19 protein-coding genes and 1 rRNA gene are annotated in these 16,184 nt (G+C 40.3%); 14 read left to right on the plus strand and 6 right to left on the minus strand.

Annotated features, from left to right (window positions below):
• Positions 1-21 precede the first annotated feature (21 nt).
• From AAEY62_RS15725 to AAEY62_RS15745, 5 genes are all read left to right on the plus strand, one after another.
• Complete coding sequence (locus AAEY62_RS15725; protein WP_007584186.1) at positions 22-1,473, plus strand: TrkH family potassium uptake protein; 1,452 nt, start codon at positions 22-24, stop codon at positions 1,471-1,473.
• Between the two features lie 44 nt (positions 1,474-1,517).
• Complete coding sequence (locus AAEY62_RS15730; RefSeq protein WP_024591286.1) at positions 1,518-2,177, plus strand: flagellar brake domain-containing protein; 660 nt, start codon at positions 1,518-1,520, stop codon at positions 2,175-2,177.
• Positions 2,178-2,641: 464 nt separating this feature from the next.
• A complete protein-coding gene (locus AAEY62_RS15735) occupies positions 2,642-2,854 on the plus strand; it encodes an EF-hand domain-containing protein (protein WP_004335175.1) in 213 nt (70 codons plus the stop codon).
• A 139-nt stretch (positions 2,855-2,993) separates the two neighbouring features.
• On the plus strand, positions 2,994-3,206 hold the full coding sequence (locus AAEY62_RS15740) for an EF-hand domain-containing protein (RefSeq protein ID WP_350635315.1): 213 nt from the start codon (positions 2,994-2,996) through the stop codon (positions 3,204-3,206).
• Between the two features lie 77 nt (positions 3,207-3,283).
• Entirely contained in the window at positions 3,284-3,499 is a 216-nt protein-coding gene (locus AAEY62_RS15745) for an EF-hand domain-containing protein (RefSeq protein WP_007584177.1), read from the plus strand.
• Positions 3,500-3,580: 81 nt separating this feature from the next.
• Here AAEY62_RS15745 and trkA read toward each other — a convergent pair whose 3' ends face one another.
• From trkA to def, 4 genes are all read right to left on the minus strand, one after another.
• Positions 3,581-4,957 carry a Trk system potassium transporter TrkA gene (gene trkA, locus AAEY62_RS15750; protein WP_004335170.1) on the minus strand — a complete coding sequence of 459 codons (1,377 nt, stop codon included), beginning with the start codon at positions 4,955-4,957 and terminating at the stop codon, positions 3,581-3,583.
• Between the two features lie 86 nt (positions 4,958-5,043).
• On the minus strand, positions 5,044-6,339 hold the full coding sequence (gene rsmB / locus AAEY62_RS15755) for a 16S rRNA (cytosine(967)-C(5))-methyltransferase RsmB (RefSeq protein ID WP_007584175.1): 1,296 nt from the start codon (positions 6,337-6,339) through the stop codon (positions 5,044-5,046).
• Positions 6,332-7,285, minus strand: coding sequence for a methionyl-tRNA formyltransferase (fmt, locus tag AAEY62_RS15760; RefSeq protein ID WP_350635317.1), 954 nt, complete (start codon positions 7,283-7,285; stop codon positions 6,332-6,334). Before fmt ends, rsmB begins: the two co-directional genes overlap by 8 nt.
• 24 nt (positions 7,286-7,309) lie before the next feature.
• Positions 7,310-7,813, minus strand: coding sequence for a peptide deformylase (def, locus tag AAEY62_RS15765; protein WP_007584168.1), 504 nt, complete (start codon positions 7,811-7,813; stop codon positions 7,310-7,312).
• Positions 7,814-7,931: 118 nt separating this feature from the next.
• On the opposite strand from def, the gene AAEY62_RS15770 reads away from it, so the two are divergent.
• From AAEY62_RS15770 to hemF, 6 genes are all read left to right on the plus strand, one after another.
• Entirely contained in the window at positions 7,932-9,050 is a 1,119-nt protein-coding gene (locus AAEY62_RS15770) for a LysM peptidoglycan-binding domain-containing protein (protein ID WP_007584165.1), read from the plus strand.
• Between the two features lie 31 nt (positions 9,051-9,081).
• Positions 9,082-10,173: a DNA-processing protein DprA gene (gene dprA, locus AAEY62_RS15775; protein ID WP_024607304.1), complete on the plus strand. Its 1,092-nt coding sequence runs from the start codon at positions 9,082-9,084 to the stop codon at positions 10,171-10,173.
• A 1-nt stretch (position 10,174) separates the two neighbouring features.
• Positions 10,175-10,648 carry a DUF494 family protein gene (locus AAEY62_RS15780; protein WP_350635319.1) on the plus strand — a complete coding sequence of 158 codons (474 nt, stop codon included), beginning with the start codon at positions 10,175-10,177 and terminating at the stop codon, positions 10,646-10,648.
• A gap of 114 nt (positions 10,649-10,762) precedes the next feature.
• Entirely contained in the window at positions 10,763-11,338 is a 576-nt protein-coding gene (locus tag AAEY62_RS15785) for a DNA topoisomerase family protein (RefSeq protein ID WP_010555162.1), read from the plus strand.
• Positions 11,339-11,363: 25 nt separating this feature from the next.
• Positions 11,364-11,927 (plus strand): L-threonylcarbamoyladenylate synthase type 1 TsaC, encoded by a 564-nt coding sequence (gene tsaC / locus AAEY62_RS15790; RefSeq protein ID WP_007584148.1) that lies wholly within the window; start codon positions 11,364-11,366, stop codon positions 11,925-11,927.
• A 1-nt stretch (position 11,928) separates the two neighbouring features.
• Positions 11,929-12,879, plus strand: a complete 951-nt coding sequence (hemF, locus tag AAEY62_RS15795; RefSeq protein ID WP_350635322.1) for an oxygen-dependent coproporphyrinogen oxidase — start codon at positions 11,929-11,931, stop codon at positions 12,877-12,879.
• Positions 12,880-12,942: 63 nt separating this feature from the next.
• On the opposite strand, the gene AAEY62_RS15800 is transcribed toward hemF, so the two are convergent.
• Complete coding sequence (locus AAEY62_RS15800; RefSeq protein WP_004335148.1) at positions 12,943-13,380, minus strand: group II truncated hemoglobin; 438 nt, start codon at positions 13,378-13,380, stop codon at positions 12,943-12,945.
• 53 nt (positions 13,381-13,433) lie between these two features.
• Here AAEY62_RS15800 and aroE point away from each other — a divergent pair, with 53 nt between their 5' ends.
• Both aroE and AAEY62_RS15810 read left to right on the plus strand, forming a co-directional pair.
• On the plus strand, positions 13,434-14,258 hold the full coding sequence (aroE, locus tag AAEY62_RS15805) for a shikimate dehydrogenase (RefSeq protein WP_350635324.1): 825 nt from the start codon (positions 13,434-13,436) through the stop codon (positions 14,256-14,258).
• Positions 14,255-14,509: a DUF1488 family protein gene (locus tag AAEY62_RS15810; RefSeq protein ID WP_004335144.1), complete on the plus strand. Its 255-nt coding sequence runs from the start codon at positions 14,255-14,257 to the stop codon at positions 14,507-14,509. Before aroE ends, AAEY62_RS15810 begins: the two co-directional genes overlap by 4 nt.
• Here AAEY62_RS15810 and AAEY62_RS15815 read toward each other — a convergent pair.
• Entirely contained in the window at positions 14,501-15,046 is a 546-nt protein-coding gene (locus tag AAEY62_RS15815; protein ID WP_010555526.1) for a gamma carbonic anhydrase family protein, read from the minus strand. The genes AAEY62_RS15810 and AAEY62_RS15815 overlap by 9 nt on opposite strands.
• Positions 15,047-15,636: 590 nt before the next feature.
• On the opposite strand from AAEY62_RS15815, the gene AAEY62_RS15820 reads away from it, so the two are divergent.
• Positions 15,637-16,184, plus strand: a 16S ribosomal RNA gene (locus AAEY62_RS15820); the annotation flags it as partial.

Consider the following 16,184-nt stretch of genomic DNA (forward strand, 5'->3'; position numbering starts at 1 on the left):
ATAATAAAAGCGACAAGCTAAATGCAATTTCGTACCATCATAAAAATTCTTGGCCAACTTGTTGCGCTGTTTAGTATTACCATGGTGCCTCCGGCACTGGTATCTTTAATATATAAAGACGGTGGTGGTGTTCCTTTTGTTTTAGCATTTATCTTTAGTGTTGTTATTGGCATGATGGCTTATTACCCAAACCGCCATGAAAACGGTGACTTAAAAGCACGTGAAGGCTTTTTAATTGTTGTTTTGTTTTGGCTGGTACTTGGGGCGTTTGCGTCCTTGCCGCTTATATTTTTACAAGAACCTAATTTATCGCTCGCCGATGCGGTGTTTGAAGCATTCTCTGGCTTAACAACCACCGGCGCTACAGTACTTACCGGTATTGAGTACTTACCTAAGTCGGTGTTGTTTTATCGTCAGCAACTCCAGTGGTTTGGCGGTATGGGTATAATCGTACTCGCTGTCGCTATACTCCCCATGCTAGGTGTTGGTGGTATGCAGTTATATCGCGCTGAAATACCTGGGCCTGTAAAAGATTCCAAAATGACCCCGCGAATTGCCGATACAGCAAAGCACCTTTGGTATATTTATGTGTCGCTGACTATTGCTTGTATGCTGGCTTATTGGGCAGCAGGGATGGAGTGGTTTGATGCGATATGTCATGCATTCTCAACGGTCGCGATAGGTGGTTTTTCTACTTACGATGCTTCCATGGGGCACTTTGACAGCCCTGTAATTAACTTTATTTGTGTGTTCTTTTTAATTATTGCCGCTGTTAACTTCTCCCTGCATTACGCCGCAGTGGCCAGTCGTAACATACAAGTTTATATTCGAGACCCTGAGTTTAAGGTGTTTTTGTGTATTCAATTAGCGCTGGTGGTTATTTGTTTTACCGTACTTTCCTCTAACGAAATATTTGCTAATGGCGATGAAACCCTCGATCAGGCATTATTTCAGGCTGTTTCTATGAGTACAACAGCAGGCTTTGCTACTGATAACTTTTCAACATGGCCTTTGTTTTTACCTATTTTACTTATATTTTCGAGCTTTATTGGTGGCTGTGCAGGCTCTACTGGTGGTGGTATGAAAGTAGTGCGCGTGTTCTTACTTTACTTGCAGGGTGTGCGTGAGCTTAATCGTTTGGTGCACCCACGGGCTATATATTCAATCAAGCTGGGTCGAAAGGCGTTGCCAGACAAAGTAGTAGAAGCCGTGTGGGGATTTTTCTCTGCATATGCGTTGGTGTTTATTATTATTATGTTAGCGCTTATGGGCACGGGTATGGATAACATAACTGCGTTCTCAGCCACTGCGGCTTGTTTAAATAACTTAGGTCCAGGTCTGGGGGATGTAGCGTCGCATTATGGCGCTATAACCGATGGTGCTAAATGGTTGCTTACCATTGCAATGGTGTTTGGTCGTTTAGAAATATTTACTTTATTAGTGTTATTTACGCCTACTTTTTGGCGTGGATAAACGAGCGGCTTAAGTTTTAAATTACGAACTATTGGGAAAGGGATATGCCAACAAATTTAGAAAAGCTAAAGCATATAAGTGTAGGCAGCTTAGTCGACCTAGAAATATTAACACCTACAAGCAGTAAGCGTGTTAAAACTGAATTAATTGGTTTACTCGATAAACAGTTTATTATTTTAAATTATCCCAATGCAAAGCGTTTACCTGCGGCGAGTGACTATTTACGTGATGGCGTAATGGTTGTTGTAAGAGCGCTTATTGAAGGTAGTGGTGGGCAAGTTATTGCGTTTCGCCAGCAAATTATGTCGGTAGCCTCTCATCCCGCTAAACTCGTGTTTATAAACTTTCCAAAGCAAGTGCAGTTATTTGCGCTACGCTCACAAACACGCATACCTACCTTATTACCTGCAAAGCTAAAGCTAAGTGACGATAGGGTACTTGAAGGCCTTATTAAAGACATTTCACTCACTGGTGTAATGTTTGATATTAGAGGCGATCAGCAAGTTGAAAGTATTAAAGATATGCAATGCACTGTCGTACTTAATAGCAGTGATAAAGATTTTGAAGGTGAAATTTGCAGTGTTAAAGAGCATGCCGCAGGCGTGCACTGTGGAATTAAGCTACTAGCAAGCGAGGATGAAATGAAAGCCTTTATGAAAGAGCATTTTATAGACCCTTCTGCGCTTGAGCCTACCGTTGAATAAATAGGTTTTCGCTTATTTGCAACAAAAAGGCATTTTACGTCAGTATTTATAAAATTTTTTTTTCTCTTTCATAATTAAAATTATTATTTAAATAAAACAACTGATTACGTATTATTTTTTACAGCTTATTTTTTGTTATTAAAGCTTCCTCGTTAAAATTTATCTCAATTATTCTTTAAAATCCCTCCTTTTAAAACCGTACATTTAAAAATGTATCTTTTTATATAAACATAACTATATGTTTTTAATGACTTTAATGCCATCTCTTTAAAACGTGTTGCTAAAGGGCAACAATAATTATTCTAAAAACGCTTTCTTGTTGTACGTTTTATATTTAACTTATTGAAAATTATTAATTTTTAAATGTTGGCATCTAAGTTGTAATAGTCTAAGTGTACTGAACGAAATCGTGATTCAAAGTGAAATACTTAATCGCACACACATAAATTTGAAGGATACATATTATGAAAAGCATTAATAAAACTTTAGCACTTATCGCTATTGCATCTTCTTCAGCCGCTTTTGCTGCAACAGATTTTGACACACTGGATGTAGACGGCAGTGGCACAATTAGCCAAGCAGAAGCATCAGTTGATGCAAAGCTAATGAGCATGTTTTCTGAGCTTGATACTGACCAAAATGGTGAGTTATCAAAAGAAGAATTTTCAGAAGCTTAATTAAAAAGTATTTATCCTGAGTTGCCAAAGACACCTAAGTAGGCAAGGGAGCTTACGAAAGAGGATAACAAGGAAGTGAAAAATTACGTTTTAAGTTAAACGAAGCAATTTTTTTGATAGAACATTGAAGGATTAAGTTATGAAACATTTAAATAAAGCATTAGCACTTATAGTACTAGCATCTTCTTCCGCTGCATTTGCAGCATCAGATTTTGACAGCCTTGATATCGATGGTAGCGGCACAATTAGCCCAAGCGAAGCGGCAGTCGATACAGATTTAATGGCTGAATTTATTAAGCTAGATACCGACGGTAGCGGCGAGCTTTCTAAAGAAGAATTCGCTAATTACTAATTAATCTTTTCAGATTAAACATTTTTCACAGTCAGGGATCTTTGAAAAGGACTTCCCATATTACTAGGAATATTATTATGAAAACATTAAATACAACACTTGCAGTTATCGTTTTAGCATCTTCATCAGCAGCATATGCCGCAGTAGATTTTGCCTCTTTTGATGCAGATGGTAACGGTGCTATTACAATGGAAGAAGCAAAGGTTAACCCTCAGCTTGTAAAGATTTTTGATGATTTGGATACTGATGGTAATGGTGAAATCTCTAAAGAAGAGTTTTCAAAAGTACAGTAATCAATATTTAAGCATACTCCATTAAAGCCGCCTTAGTCAGCGGCTTTTTTGTGTATTAAATTAACTAATTAGAGTAACTATTTAAAGGAATATAGCACTTACTTGGAATAGTTTTTCTACAACGGTAATGTGTTTTTTGTCGATTAAAAACATGATGACATGATCGCCCGACATAATAATTGTATCATCGTGAGCTATCAACACATCGTCATTACGTACTATTGCCCCAATGGTTGTACCTGCAGGAAGTTTTATGTCGGCAATCGCACGACCAACCACTTTAGATGTGTTTTCATCACCATGAGCAACCGCTTCAATGGCTTCTGCTGCGCCTTTACGCAGTGAATACACGTTAACAATATCACCACGGCGTACGTGCGTTAATAACGCTGATATAGTTGCTTGTTGTGGCGATATGGCAATATCTATTTCGCCGCCTTGTACCAAATCAACGTAAGCTCCACGTTGAATAAGTACCATGGTTTTTTGTGCGCCCATACGTTTTGCAAGCATGGCCGACATAATGTTTGCTTCATCGTCGTTGGTTACGGCAATAAATACATCGACTTGTTCAATATGCTCTTCTGAGAGCAGTTCTTGATCAGATGCGTCACCACAAAAAACGACCGTGTTATCGAGCATTTCTGAGAGTTGCTCGGCACGTTCTTTACTGCGTTCAATTAGTTTAACGGTGTGGTTTTTTTCAAGTGAGCGGGCAAGGCCTGCCCCAATGTTACCGCCACCAGCTATCATAATTTTTTTGTACGAACGCTCAAGTTTTTGTAGCTCGTTCATTACTGCGCGTATATGTTTTGTAGCGGCAATAAAGAATACTTCGTCATCGGCTTCAATAACGGTGGTACCCAGTGGTTTGATTGCTTTACCTTGACGATAAATAGCGGCAACACGAGTTTCTACATTAGGAATATGTTCTTTAAGTGCAGATAACGCATAACCTACTAATAAACCCCCATAGTAAGCTTTTACGGCTACTAACGAGAGCATGCCATCAGCAAACTGCAATACTTGCAGAGCACCAGGGTAGTCAATTAGACGGCGAATATACTTAGTGACCAGTGCTTCGGGAGCAATGTAATGATCGATTGGTAAATCATCGTTTTGAAATAGTTTTTCGCGGTATTTTAAATATTGCTCTGAGCGAATGCGGGCAATTTTAGTGGGCGTTTTAAAAATACTGTACGCCACTTGGCATGCAACCATGTTCACTTCATCTGAACTGGTTACCGCTATAATCATATCGGCATCTTCAGCACCTGCACGGCGTAATACATCAGGATGCGCACTGTGGCCCATAACCCCTTGTAAGTCGTACTTATCTTGAAGTTCACGTAATCGGTTACCGTCTATATCAACAACGGTAATTTCGTTTTGTTCGCCAACTAAGTTTTCAGCAAGCGTAGCACCAACTTGCCCGGCACCGAGTATAATTATTTTCATTATTTACCCGTGGTATTGATCATAATTTAATTAAAAAAATAGCCATTTAATGTTTCATAAATGGCTAACTATTTAGTGTACGGCTATTAGGCTTTTTTAACTAGCTTAGCGTAATAAAATCCATCACTTTCACCGGGCAGTAACTGCAAACCTGGAGTTGTTACGGTATCATTTTCGTGTAGAGGTATATGTTCTACATCATCGTTATTAGCTAAAAACTTAGCAACTTGCTGTTGGTTTTCTTGTGGAAGAACCGAACACGTAGCATATACCAATGTGCCACCTGGTTTTAACAGTGGCCAAATGCTATCAAGAATATCGTTTTGTAACTTAGATAAGTCTTCGATATCTGATGCGCGACGTAACCATTTTATATCAGGGTGACGGCGAATTACGCCAGTGGCTGAACAAGGCACATCAAGCAAAATACGATCAAATAATTTTTCGTCCCACCAAGTATGTGGTTGTGAGGCATCGCCACATTGAAGGTCTGCACCTAAGCCAATACGAGTTAAGTTTTGCTTAACGCGTTCAAGGCGAGTTGAGTCGCTATCAAGTGCAAGTACATCAGCATCAGCAAGCTCTAATATATGACACGTTTTTCCGCCAGGGGCGGCACAGGCATCTAAAATATAGTCATCTGCTTTAGGTTCTAAAAAGCGAGCTGCAAGTTGTGCTGCAGCATCTTGTACTGAACATGCACCTGTATCAAACTCAGGCAACGAAAATACATCACGTGGTTTGGCAAGCTTAATCCCATCAATAAAGTCAGGGTTTAAGGTGTGTTCAATATCGTTAGCGCTAAGCATTTCGCTGTACTCTTGCGTGCTAAATTGTGCTTGATTTACACGAAGCCACATTGGTGCTTGTTGCTGGTTTTCTTCAAGTAGTGCTTCCCAGCTATCTGGGTAGGCTGTTTGCACCTGTTTAATAAACCAATTTGGATGGTTGTATAAACATACCGGAATAAGCTTCGCTTTTTCTTCAAGCTCTGCTTGTTGGCGCTGAAAACTACGTAAAATGGCGTTTATCAGCCCTTTTAATCCTAAAGCGCGTAGTTGAGCCAGTGCGTTTACAGTTTCTGAAATTGCAGCATGTGGTGGTACGCGCATATGCTGCAGTTGATAAATACCTACATATAATAAAAACTGAAATATTCTACGTTTACCTTTTAATGGCTGCTCTACTAAGTGTTGGCAGTAATTTTCAAGGCTCGGTAAGTAGCGTAAAACGCCATAACAAATTTGCTGTAGCAACGCTTTATCTTTAGGCGGCAAGCCTTGGCTTGCAAATGGAAGTTCTTGATTAAGCGATGCGCCTTTATCAACTACGTTATATAAAGTTTCAGCGGCCAGCGCTCGTACGTTTGGAACATTACTCATTGTTTTCGCCTAATATTGTGCCAGGGGTAACCCAGTCACTACGACCATTTAAAAAGTCGTTAATTGCCATTGGTTTTTTACCTTGCGGCTGTAATTGCGTAATACATAAAGCGTGTTCGCCACACGCCACTACTACGCCATTCTTATCGCTTGATAAAATTTGCCCAGGATCACCTGATTGCAGCACAACCTGCGCTTGATAAATCTTTACTGTTTGCCCACCCATTTGGGTAAAGCACACTGGCCATGGATTAAAAGAGCGAATGTTTCGCTCAATTTGCAGTGCACTCATTGACCAATCGATATTAGCTTCCTCTTTAGAAAGCTTTTTAGCGTAGTTAGCAAGTTCATCGTTTTGAGGTTCAGGGGTGATCTCGCCATTCGCTAATTTATTAATGGTTTCAATTAACGCGTCTGGACCTAGCTCAGCAAGCTTTGTATATAAACTAGCGCTAGTTTCTGTCGTGCTAATAGGGCAGCGACTTATATGTAGCATATCGCCGGTATCTAGCCCTTCATCCATTTGCATTATTGTTACGCCGGTTTGTTCATCACCTGCCCAAATTGCGCGTTGAATAGGTGCAGCGCCGCGCCAGCGCGGTAATATAGAACCATGCACATTTAAACAACCCAAACGTGGGGCTTCTAATATAGCTTTAGGTAAGATTAAGCCATACGCTACAACAATCATAATGTCGGCATTTAAGCTTGTTAGCTCTGCTAGTGCTACATCATTTTTTAATGACTGTGGCTGAAAAACCGGTAAGTTGTGCTCAAGCGCTAGCTCTTTCACTTCACTGGCTTTTAATTTTTTACCACGACCTGCAGGGCGATCTGGCTGGCTATATACACCCACTATTTGGTGTTCGCTTTGTATCAGCGCTTGTAAATGACGTGCTGCAAAGTCCGGCGTACCGGCAAATATAATGCGTAATGGTTGAGTCACTGAGTTTTCCTAAGGTACTTATTACTAATCTGCAAATTTAGCTTCTTTTTCAAGCTTTTTACGAATACGTTGGCGCTTTAATGGAGATAAGTAATCAATGAACAGCTTACCTTGAAGGTGATCTAGTTCGTGTTGAATACAAATAGCCAGTAATTCATCTGCATCTAGTACAAACTCTTCACCGTTTTCGTTAAGTGCAGCGACTGTTACTGTTTCAGCGCGGTCTACTTTTGCATACGAGTTAGGTACTGATAAACAGCCTTCTTCGCTAACGGTAGAGCCGTCTTTTTTAATGATTTGTGGATTAATTAATACCAGTGGCTCGTCGCGCTCTTCTGATACATCAATAACAACGATTCGTTGATGAATATCTACTTGCGTGGCCGCAAGTCCAATGCCATTTTCATCGTACATTGTCTCTAGCATGTCTTTTACAATTTGGCGTACTGTGTCGTCAACTTGTGCAACATCTTTTGCTATAGTACGTAAACGTTCATCTGGAAATCTTAAAACTTCTAACCTAGCCATAGTTACCTTTTTCACTTGTGCTTAATTTAGGGTATTGTATGCTCTTATTTTAGCCATTCGCGTTCACCTTTAACAGGTTTTGGGCAATAATAATGAAAAAACAATACAAGGAAGCTCAATGAAATCTCCATTACTTGCAATCATGCTTACGTTAAGTGCTGCGTTTCCCGCAATTGCTGACGTGCTTAAAATAAAAAAAGATGCACCAAAACAGTATGTTGTAAAAAAAGGCGATACACTTTGGGATATTTCTGGCATCTATTTAGATGAGCCTTGGCTATGGCCTGAACTTTGGCAAATGAATCCACAAATTGACAACCCGCACCTAATTTACCCCGGTGATGCATTAGCGCTGATATACGATGCAGATGGAAACCCACGTTTAGTGATTAATAAAGGATATAGAAAGCTATCTCCTCAGGGTCGTATTACACCAAAAGGGCGTAATGCTATTACTACTTTGCCGCTTGAAATGATCAAACCTTATATCAGTTACGAGCAAGCAATGAACAGTGACGATATTAAAGGCAAACCTTATATTTTAGGTGCTAACGAAAATACTAAAACACAAACGTTAGGCCATATTTTATATGTTAAAGGCGACTTACAAGTACATAAAGCATATGCCATTTACCATAAAGGTGACCCTTACACCGATTTAACCGGTGAAGTGTTAGCAACGCGTGCATCTTACGTTGGTATCGCACGTGCGTTTAGAGCGGGTGATGAACACAATGGCGTGCCTTCGTCATTACGTGTTGAATCTGTTAAACGAGAAATTCAGCAAGGCGATTTTTTAATGCCGGCAATGGAAGGTCAAATGCTTCCTGCGTACTTTAATATTCACCGTCCTTCTGAGCCTGTAACAGGGAATATTATTGCTTCCCCACGACAAGTTAGAGAATTCAGCACAATGGATGTTGTAGTGCTAAACTTAGGCAGTGAACAAAACATAGAAGCGGGTCATGTATTAGATCTAGAACGTCAATCGCCAACGGTTATTGATGGTCCTCGTGGCCCTCGTTATCCAGAAGATTCTAGTAAATACGAGAAGCTTTTATCTGATGTGAGCCAATTATTTGGTGGTGAGTCTGACGAAGAGAGCACAACGTGGACTATGCCTAAAGAAAAAGTTGGCGAGCTAATTGTCTTTAAAGTGTATGACAAAATAAGTTATGCATTAATAACTAAAAACCAGCACCCAATTCGCATTGGAGATATTGCAGTTATTCATTAAGAAGTAGCGAGTCGGTGCTCTAGGAGAGAGCATGGATCAGTCATCTGGCAAGCTAGCCCACTGGCTTGCCTTTTATATGTGTAAAGGGTTGGGTATCAAAACCCTTTTAGCACTATCTACAAACTATTCCCTTGGGTCGTTATTCGACTTATCTCATGACAAGCTTTTACAGCTTGGATTAACCGCTAATCAGGCGAGTAATTTACTCAACACCAATTGGCAACAAGTCAGCCATTATGAGCAACTAATTACGCTGCACAACATTACGGTTGTCTGTATTTTTGATGCGCTTTATCCAGAAGATCTCCGACAGATTGCCAGTGCGCCTTTATTACTATTTTGTAGGGGAGATGTCTCGTTATTATCTACTCCACAAATTGCAATTGTAGGGAGTCGTAATGCCACACCTACCGGGCTTGAAATAGCATCAGAATTTGCATACGAGTTAACTTTAGCGGGTATTACAGTTACCTCAGGTATGGCACGGGGAATAGATGGAGCAGCACATAAGGGCTCTCTTGCTGGTACGGGTAAAACCATAGCGGTGCTTGGTACTGGGGTTGATATTTACTATCCTAAACGCCATAAACTATTAACAGATCAAGTTTTAGAAAGCGGCCTGTTAGTGAGTGAGTTTTTACCAGGGGCAGCTGCTCATGCGCATAACTTTCCGCGCCGAAATCGTATTATTTCTGGGTTATCGTTGGGAGTGCTTATTGTTGAGGCTGAAATTAAAAGTGGTTCGTTAATTACAGTACGCTATGCGCTTGAACAAAATAAAGAGGTATTTGCAGTACCGGGTTCTATTAAAAACCCGTTAGCGCAGGCAAGTCACTTTTTAATAAAGCAAGGTGCTAAGCTGGTAGAAAACGTGGCTGACATTCTTGATGAGGTGAGTTTTACTTACGACAATAATGTATGTAACAAAGAGCAGCCTATTCAGGCAAATTCTCAATGCGAGGTTTTAAATAGCATTGGCTTTGAAGTCACCAGCGTAGACGACATTGTACGTCGTGCGCAGTGGCCAATAGACAAAGTGCTCGCTAGGTTGCTCGATTTAGAATTAGACGATCAGATTGAGCGAGTGTTAGATGGTTATATTAAGTTGAGCGCAGGAAGGTAATATGTTTGATATTCTTTTATATCTTTTTGAAAATTACATTCATAGCGAAGCGGATATATTTGCAGAGCAAAATGAGTTAACCGATGAGCTACTGCGTGCGGGCTTTAATAAGCCTGAGATATTTAAAGCACTCGATTGGTTAGAGCAACTAGCTGATTTACAACACAGTGACGAATCTCCTTATTTAATAGCTAACCCTAAAGATGCAGTGCGTATATTTACCGATAGCGAGTGCCAAAGGCTCAGTGCTGAGTGCCGTGGCTTTTTAATGTTTATTGAGCAAATAGGCGTAATTAACAATGTAACACGTGAAATGGTAATGGACTGTTTAGCCTCTCTCGATCAACCAACTATAAGCCTAGAAGACTTAAAGTGGATTGTACTTATGATCTTGTTTAACGTTCCTGGCTCTGAAGAGGCATATGAGCAAATGGAAGATTTGATTTTTGATGAACCCAGCGAACTTCTTCATTAGAGATAATTATCTTAATTGTACTCAAATTACTTAAAAGGATAAGCACGGCATTGCTTGTATCTTTAAGTGGTTTGGGTATATTAGGCGAAAATTCACCAACCTATTAGGATCACCATGAGTAAAATCGACCATTCGCTTTTCTCGGCGAACAAGCACGCCCTCGAAAAAGAATACGAGATATGCCCACAGTGTGGTTCAGAGTTAGTGATCCGCAATAGTAAATCAGGCCCTTTTTTAGGATGCGCAAGTTATCCCAAATGCGATTTTATTAGGCCGTTGGCACATCACGATAGTAACGAAATTAAAGTTCTTGAAGATTCAGCATGCCCGCAGTGCAGCAAACCGCTGGTGGTTAAAAATGGGCGCTACGGTATGTTTATTGGGTGTACGGGTTATCCAGAGTGTCATTACATTGCTAACGAAAATGAAGAAAAACAAAGCGAAGACACTTTGCCAAGTTGCCCTAAATGCAAAAAAGGTCATTTAGTCGCGCGCAGTAATAAATTTGGTAAAGTATTTTATTCTTGTGATTGCTATCCAAGTTGTAAATACACACTTAATAATAAACCTGTTGAACACCCGTGTCCTGAATGTAACTGGCCCATAGTCATAGAGAGAAATATGGCAAACGGCACATTATTGCAATGCCCACAAAAAAGCTGCATGCATAAGCTCACCCCAACTGAATAACGTTTAATTATATCTGGAGACTACTTTGTCAGACCTTTCAAATACGCCCACTGCAATAACATGCTTAACGCAAGGCGAAGTTATTTTATACCCAACAGAAGCTGTATATGGTTTAGGTTGTGATCCAGATAATCAACAAGCCGTTGAGGCACTATTAGCTATTAAGCAGCGCCCGGTTGAAAAAGGACTTATTTTAATTGCTGATAACTACGGACAATTATTAAAATACGTAGATGATGCAAAAATACCAATGGATAAACGAGCTGATATTTTTTCGAGTTGGCCTGCTGCAATTACATGGGTTATGCCTGCATCTAAAAACACGCCTAAATGGCTCACAGGGCAGTTTGATACCATTGCAGTCAGAGTAACAAACCATCCAACAGTAAAACGTTTGTGCCAAGAGTTTGGTAAGCCACTAGTATCAACCAGTGCAAACTTAACCGGTCAAGAAACGGTAATTAGTATTGAGCAAGCTAAAGCGCAATTTACAGAACAAGTTGGCTTTTACGTTGATGAGGCGTTAGGTGGTAATACTCAACCAAGCACAATAAAAGATGCCATGACTGGCAAAATATTTAGAGGTTAATATGCAAAGCGAATTATTAAATCAAGTAAAAGCATACTTTATGGCTTTGCAAGACACTATTTGCCAAGGTTTGGAGGCTGCAGATGGCAGTGCTAAATTTATAGAGGATAACTGGCAGCGAGCAGAAGGCGGTGGTGGTCGTACACGTGTAACCACAAATGGCGCTGTAATAGAGCAAGGCGGAGTTAATTACTCTCATGTATTTGGCGCTTCAATGCCAGGTTCTGCAACAGCACACAGACCAGAGCTTGCAGGACGCAGCTTTCATGCATGTGGTGTGTCGTTAGTTATTCATCCTAAAAACCCTCACGTACCAACAAGTCATGCCAATGTGCGCTTTTTTATAGCCGAAAAAGAAGGCGAAGAGCCAATATGGTGGTTTGGTGGCGGGTTTGATCTCACTCCTTTTTACCCAGTATTAGAAGACGTACAGCATTGGCATCAAGTTGCTCACGACATTTGTGCGCCATTTGGTAGTGAAGTTTATCCAAAATACAAAACATGGTGCGACGAGTACTTTTATTTAAAGCACAGAGATGAGACTCGCGGAGTAGGCGGTTTGTTTTTTGACGATTTAAACGAACTTGGTTTTGAAAAGAGTTTTGCGTTTATGCAATCGGTGGGTAATGGCTTTTTAGATGCCTATTTACCTATTATTGAACGTCGCAAAAATGACGAATACACAGAACAACAACGTGATTTTCAGCTTTATCGTCGCGGACGTTATGTCGAGTTTAATTTAGTATGGGATAGAGGCACTTTATTTGGATTACAAAGTGGCGGGCGCACTGAGTCTATATTAATGTCTATGCCACCACTTGCACGCTGGGAATATAACTATAAACCAGAGCCAAGTAGCCCAGAAGCTAACCTATATCAGTATTACTTACGCCCGCAAGAGTGGTTAACTAGTCAACCAAGTGAGTTGATAGCCAGAGAGTGGCAACTATAACAATTACACAGTAATCAAAAGGGCGCTAATTAGCGCCTTTTTGCATTGTGGCTAAATACAAATTTAATGCTGATTGATCATATGCGTTGCTAGTTGAGAGAATGATTGCTTTAAGCCTTCACGTAACAACGGATTGTCTATTTCTATATCCAGCGTTTTATTCATGCAGTACATCCATTGATCGCGCAATGCTTTATCTACAGTAAAAGGCATATGTCTTTTACGTAGCATTGGCTGGCCATGTTTTTCAGTAAATAGGTTTGGCCCGCCTAACCAACCAGATAAAAATTCAAAAAATACTTGGCGAATTCGATCTAATGGCAGAGGATGCATATCATATAACGGTTTAGCGTATTCATCTGACTCCATTATGTCGTAGAATCGATTGGAGATAGCACGCGCCCCTTTCTCTCCACCTATTATTTCATACGGTGTTTTTTCAGGAGTAGGAGCCTGTTGCTCAGGAGCTGGCTTAGATTTAGAAAAAAGTCGTTTAATCATATTACTTATCATCGTTAATAGGCAGTATATAGCTGCAAAGAGGTTGCTTTAAAATGGACAAATATGCGGTTTTTGGAAATCCAATTAAACATTCAAAATCCCCCGCGATACATAAACAATTTGCTGTATCACTGGGTGAGCAAATCGACTATCGCGCAATATTAGCACCTATCGATAACTTTGAAAAAACAGTATTGTCTTTTTTTGAGCAAGGCGGTGTTGGTGCTAACGTTACAATGCCATTTAAAGAGCAAGCCTATGCAATGGCTGATGAGCTTACGCCATTAGCTAAAATTGTAGGGGCTGTTAATACATTAAAAAAACGAGATGATGGCACATTACTCGGTGATAACACCGATGGTGTGGGCTTTGTAAATGATTTACTCGCTAATAAAGTTACTATAACTAATAAACGCATTTTAATTATTGGTGCGGGCGGTGCCGCTCGAGGAGTTATTTTACCTTTGTTAGAGCATAATCCTCAGGAAATAATAATAGTTAATCGCACAGCACAAAAAGCCCAAGAACTCGCAGAGCTGTTTACTCAATATGGACCAGTATCTGGCTTTGGCTTTGATGATTTACCAGTAAGCGATTACTCACTAATTATAAACTCTACATCTAGCAGTATGAATAATGAGCTTCCAGCTCTTGATGAAAAACACATAACTAACTGTGAAGTCGCTTATGACATGTTTTATTCACTGCAAAATACCATTTTTATGAATTGGGTTGCACAGCATAATATTAACGCTAAGCTTTTAGATGGCAGTGGCATGTTAGTTGGCCAAGCTGCTCAAGCATATTATGTATGGCGTAATAAAATGCCAAAAATACTTCCCGTCGTTGATGCGCTCAAACAAGGAACGCTTAAATGAATCAGGCAATACAATTTATAGATAGGCTAGAGTTTAGAGAGCCCGATCATCAGTTAGTATTTTTTGCACAAGTTAGTGGCATGCTGGTGGAGTGTGTAATAGAAGTAAATACACTTAAATTAACAGACGAAAGCCATGCAACAGAGTATTTTGAAAAGTATCGTTTTGATTACGAAGAACGTGCCGAGGAGCTTATCGAAGAAGAGAGCTATAACTCGGCAGGCCAAATTGAAGTAAGCTTATTAACTTAAGTTAGCGATTTCAGCTAAGTATTCATCTTTAAGTGATACATAGTTATCGGCAGATATTTTTAAAAAGGCAAGTTCTTGCTCCGTTAGAGGGCGGGCTTGCTTAGCCGGACTCCCTACATATAAGTAACCAGACTCTAAGCGTTTGTTTGGTGGTACCAAAGAGCCGCCACCTATAATTACATCATCTTCAACAACCACGTTATCCATAATAATAGCGCCCATACCTACAAGTATACGGTTTCCTAATATACATCCGTGCAGCATTACCTTATGACCAACTGTTACATCGTCACCTATAATAAGTGGGTAACCATCAGGATTGCTTTTAGTTGCACGAGATAAATGCAATACACTGCCATCTTGTATATTGGAGCGTTTACCAATACGTATATAGTTAACATCACCACGTGCAGCTACTAACGGCCACACACTACTATTATCACCTAAAGTAATGTTACCAACCAAAACCGATGACTCATCAATATAAACAGACGAATTAAATGAAGGAGTAACACCTTTATAAGAACGAATTGCCATAGTTAGTACCTTTTAGATCATGATTATTAGTATTTGAGTGTATCAGCAAGGTTATTTTTGTACCATAAAAGGCGCCGTTTGGTTACAAAACTATCAGTTTTAGGGGGTTTAGTTCAGATACTGACCGAACAGCATCTTTTTTTACTTTTTCTTTAAAAAAGTACTTGCGTAAAAATCTGTTCTCCCTATAATGCGACCCCACTGAGACGGGAAACGCTGAAGCATAGCGAGGCACGAACTACTCAGAGAGTTAAATAAAACTTCGGTTTTAAATCTTCCAAAAAGAAAGTTTAAAACTAAGTGTTGACTCGAAAAATAAAGGGTGTATTATTCGCATCCCTTGAGACGCTAAAGCGACTCAAAACGTTCTTTAACAATATAAAGCAATCATCTGTGTGGGCACTCGTACAGATTGAGTTCTAACAGCCAACCTACTTAGGTAGCGAGGCAAACAAATTAGAGTCTCAATTGAAAACTGAGTGACCAACAGAATAGTTATTTCGGTAATTATTCGGCACAGTCAATTCAATATCGAAAGATATTAAAATAAATTCAGAATTCATTGAGCTGTCGAAAGACATAAAACTTTTTAATTGAAGAGTTTGATCATGGCTCAGATTGAACGCTGGCGGCAGGCCTAACACATGCAAGTCGAGCGGTAACAGAAAGTAGCTTGCTACTTTGCTGACGAGCGGCGGACGGGTGAGTAATGCTTGGGAACATGCCTTGAGGTGGGGGACAACAGTTGGAAACGACTGCTAATACCGCATAATGTCTACGGACCAAAGGGGGCTTCGGCTCTCGCCTTTAGATTGGCCCAAGTGGGATTAGCTAGTTGGTGAGGTAATGGCTCACCAAGGCGACGATCCCTAGCTGGTTTGAGAGGATGATCAGCCACACTGGGACTGAGACACGGCCCAGACTCCTACGGGAGGCAGCAGTGGGGAATATTGCACAATGGGCGCAAGCCTGATGCAGCCATGCCGCGTGTGTGAAGAAGGCCTTCGGGTTGTAAAGCACTTTCAGTCAGGAGGAAAGGTTAACGGTTAATACCCGTTAGCTGTGACGTTACTGACAGAAGAAGCACCGGCTAACTCCGTGCCAGCAGCCGCGGTAATACGGAGGGTGCGAGCGTTAA

It is taken from the genome of Pseudoalteromonas sp. GW168-MNA-CIBAN-0100, assembly GCF_040309225.1.
In the GTDB taxonomy this organism is placed as follows: Bacteria; Pseudomonadota; Gammaproteobacteria; order Enterobacterales; family Alteromonadaceae; genus Pseudoalteromonas; species Pseudoalteromonas arctica.

Excerpts from the sequence above, each read along its gene's own strand:
- def (WP_007584168.1), bottom strand. The coding sequence starts at position 7,813 with ATGGCTAGGTTAGAAGTTTTAAGATTTCCAGATGAACGTTTACGTACT.
- AAEY62_RS15740 (WP_350635315.1), top strand. The coding sequence starts at position 2,994 with ATGAAACATTTAAATAAAGCATTAGCACTTATAGTACTAGCATCTTCT.
- AAEY62_RS15780 (WP_350635319.1), top strand. The coding sequence starts at position 10,175 with ATGTTTGATATTCTTTTATATCTTTTTGAAAATTACATTCATAGCGAA.
- AAEY62_RS15735 (WP_004335175.1), top strand. The coding sequence starts at position 2,642 with ATGAAAAGCATTAATAAAACTTTAGCACTTATCGCTATTGCATCTTCT.
- hemF (WP_350635322.1), top strand. The coding sequence starts at position 11,929 with ATGCAAAGCGAATTATTAAATCAAGTAAAAGCATACTTTATGGCTTTG.
- rsmB (WP_007584175.1), bottom strand. The coding sequence starts at position 6,339 with ATGAGTAATGTTCCAAACGTACGAGCGCTGGCCGCTGAAACTTTATAT.
- AAEY62_RS15730 (WP_024591286.1), top strand. The coding sequence starts at position 1,518 with ATGCCAACAAATTTAGAAAAGCTAAAGCATATAAGTGTAGGCAGCTTA.
- AAEY62_RS15810 (WP_004335144.1), top strand. The coding sequence starts at position 14,255 with ATGAATCAGGCAATACAATTTATAGATAGGCTAGAGTTTAGAGAGCCC.
- AAEY62_RS15725 (WP_007584186.1), top strand. The coding sequence starts at position 22 with ATGCAATTTCGTACCATCATAAAAATTCTTGGCCAACTTGTTGCGCTG.
- trkA (WP_004335170.1), bottom strand. The coding sequence starts at position 4,957 with ATGAAAATAATTATACTCGGTGCCGGGCAAGTTGGTGCTACGCTTGCT.
- AAEY62_RS15770 (WP_007584165.1), top strand. The coding sequence starts at position 7,932 with ATGAAATCTCCATTACTTGCAATCATGCTTACGTTAAGTGCTGCGTTT.
- AAEY62_RS15785 (WP_010555162.1), top strand. The coding sequence starts at position 10,763 with ATGAGTAAAATCGACCATTCGCTTTTCTCGGCGAACAAGCACGCCCTC.
- AAEY62_RS15800 (WP_004335148.1), bottom strand. The coding sequence starts at position 13,380 with ATGATTAAACGACTTTTTTCTAAATCTAAGCCAGCTCCTGAGCAACAG.
- dprA (WP_024607304.1), top strand. The coding sequence starts at position 9,082 with ATGGATCAGTCATCTGGCAAGCTAGCCCACTGGCTTGCCTTTTATATG.
- AAEY62_RS15745 (WP_007584177.1), top strand. The coding sequence starts at position 3,284 with ATGAAAACATTAAATACAACACTTGCAGTTATCGTTTTAGCATCTTCA.
- aroE (WP_350635324.1), top strand. The coding sequence starts at position 13,434 with ATGGACAAATATGCGGTTTTTGGAAATCCAATTAAACATTCAAAATCC.
- AAEY62_RS15815 (WP_010555526.1), bottom strand. The coding sequence starts at position 15,046 with ATGGCAATTCGTTCTTATAAAGGTGTTACTCCTTCATTTAATTCGTCT.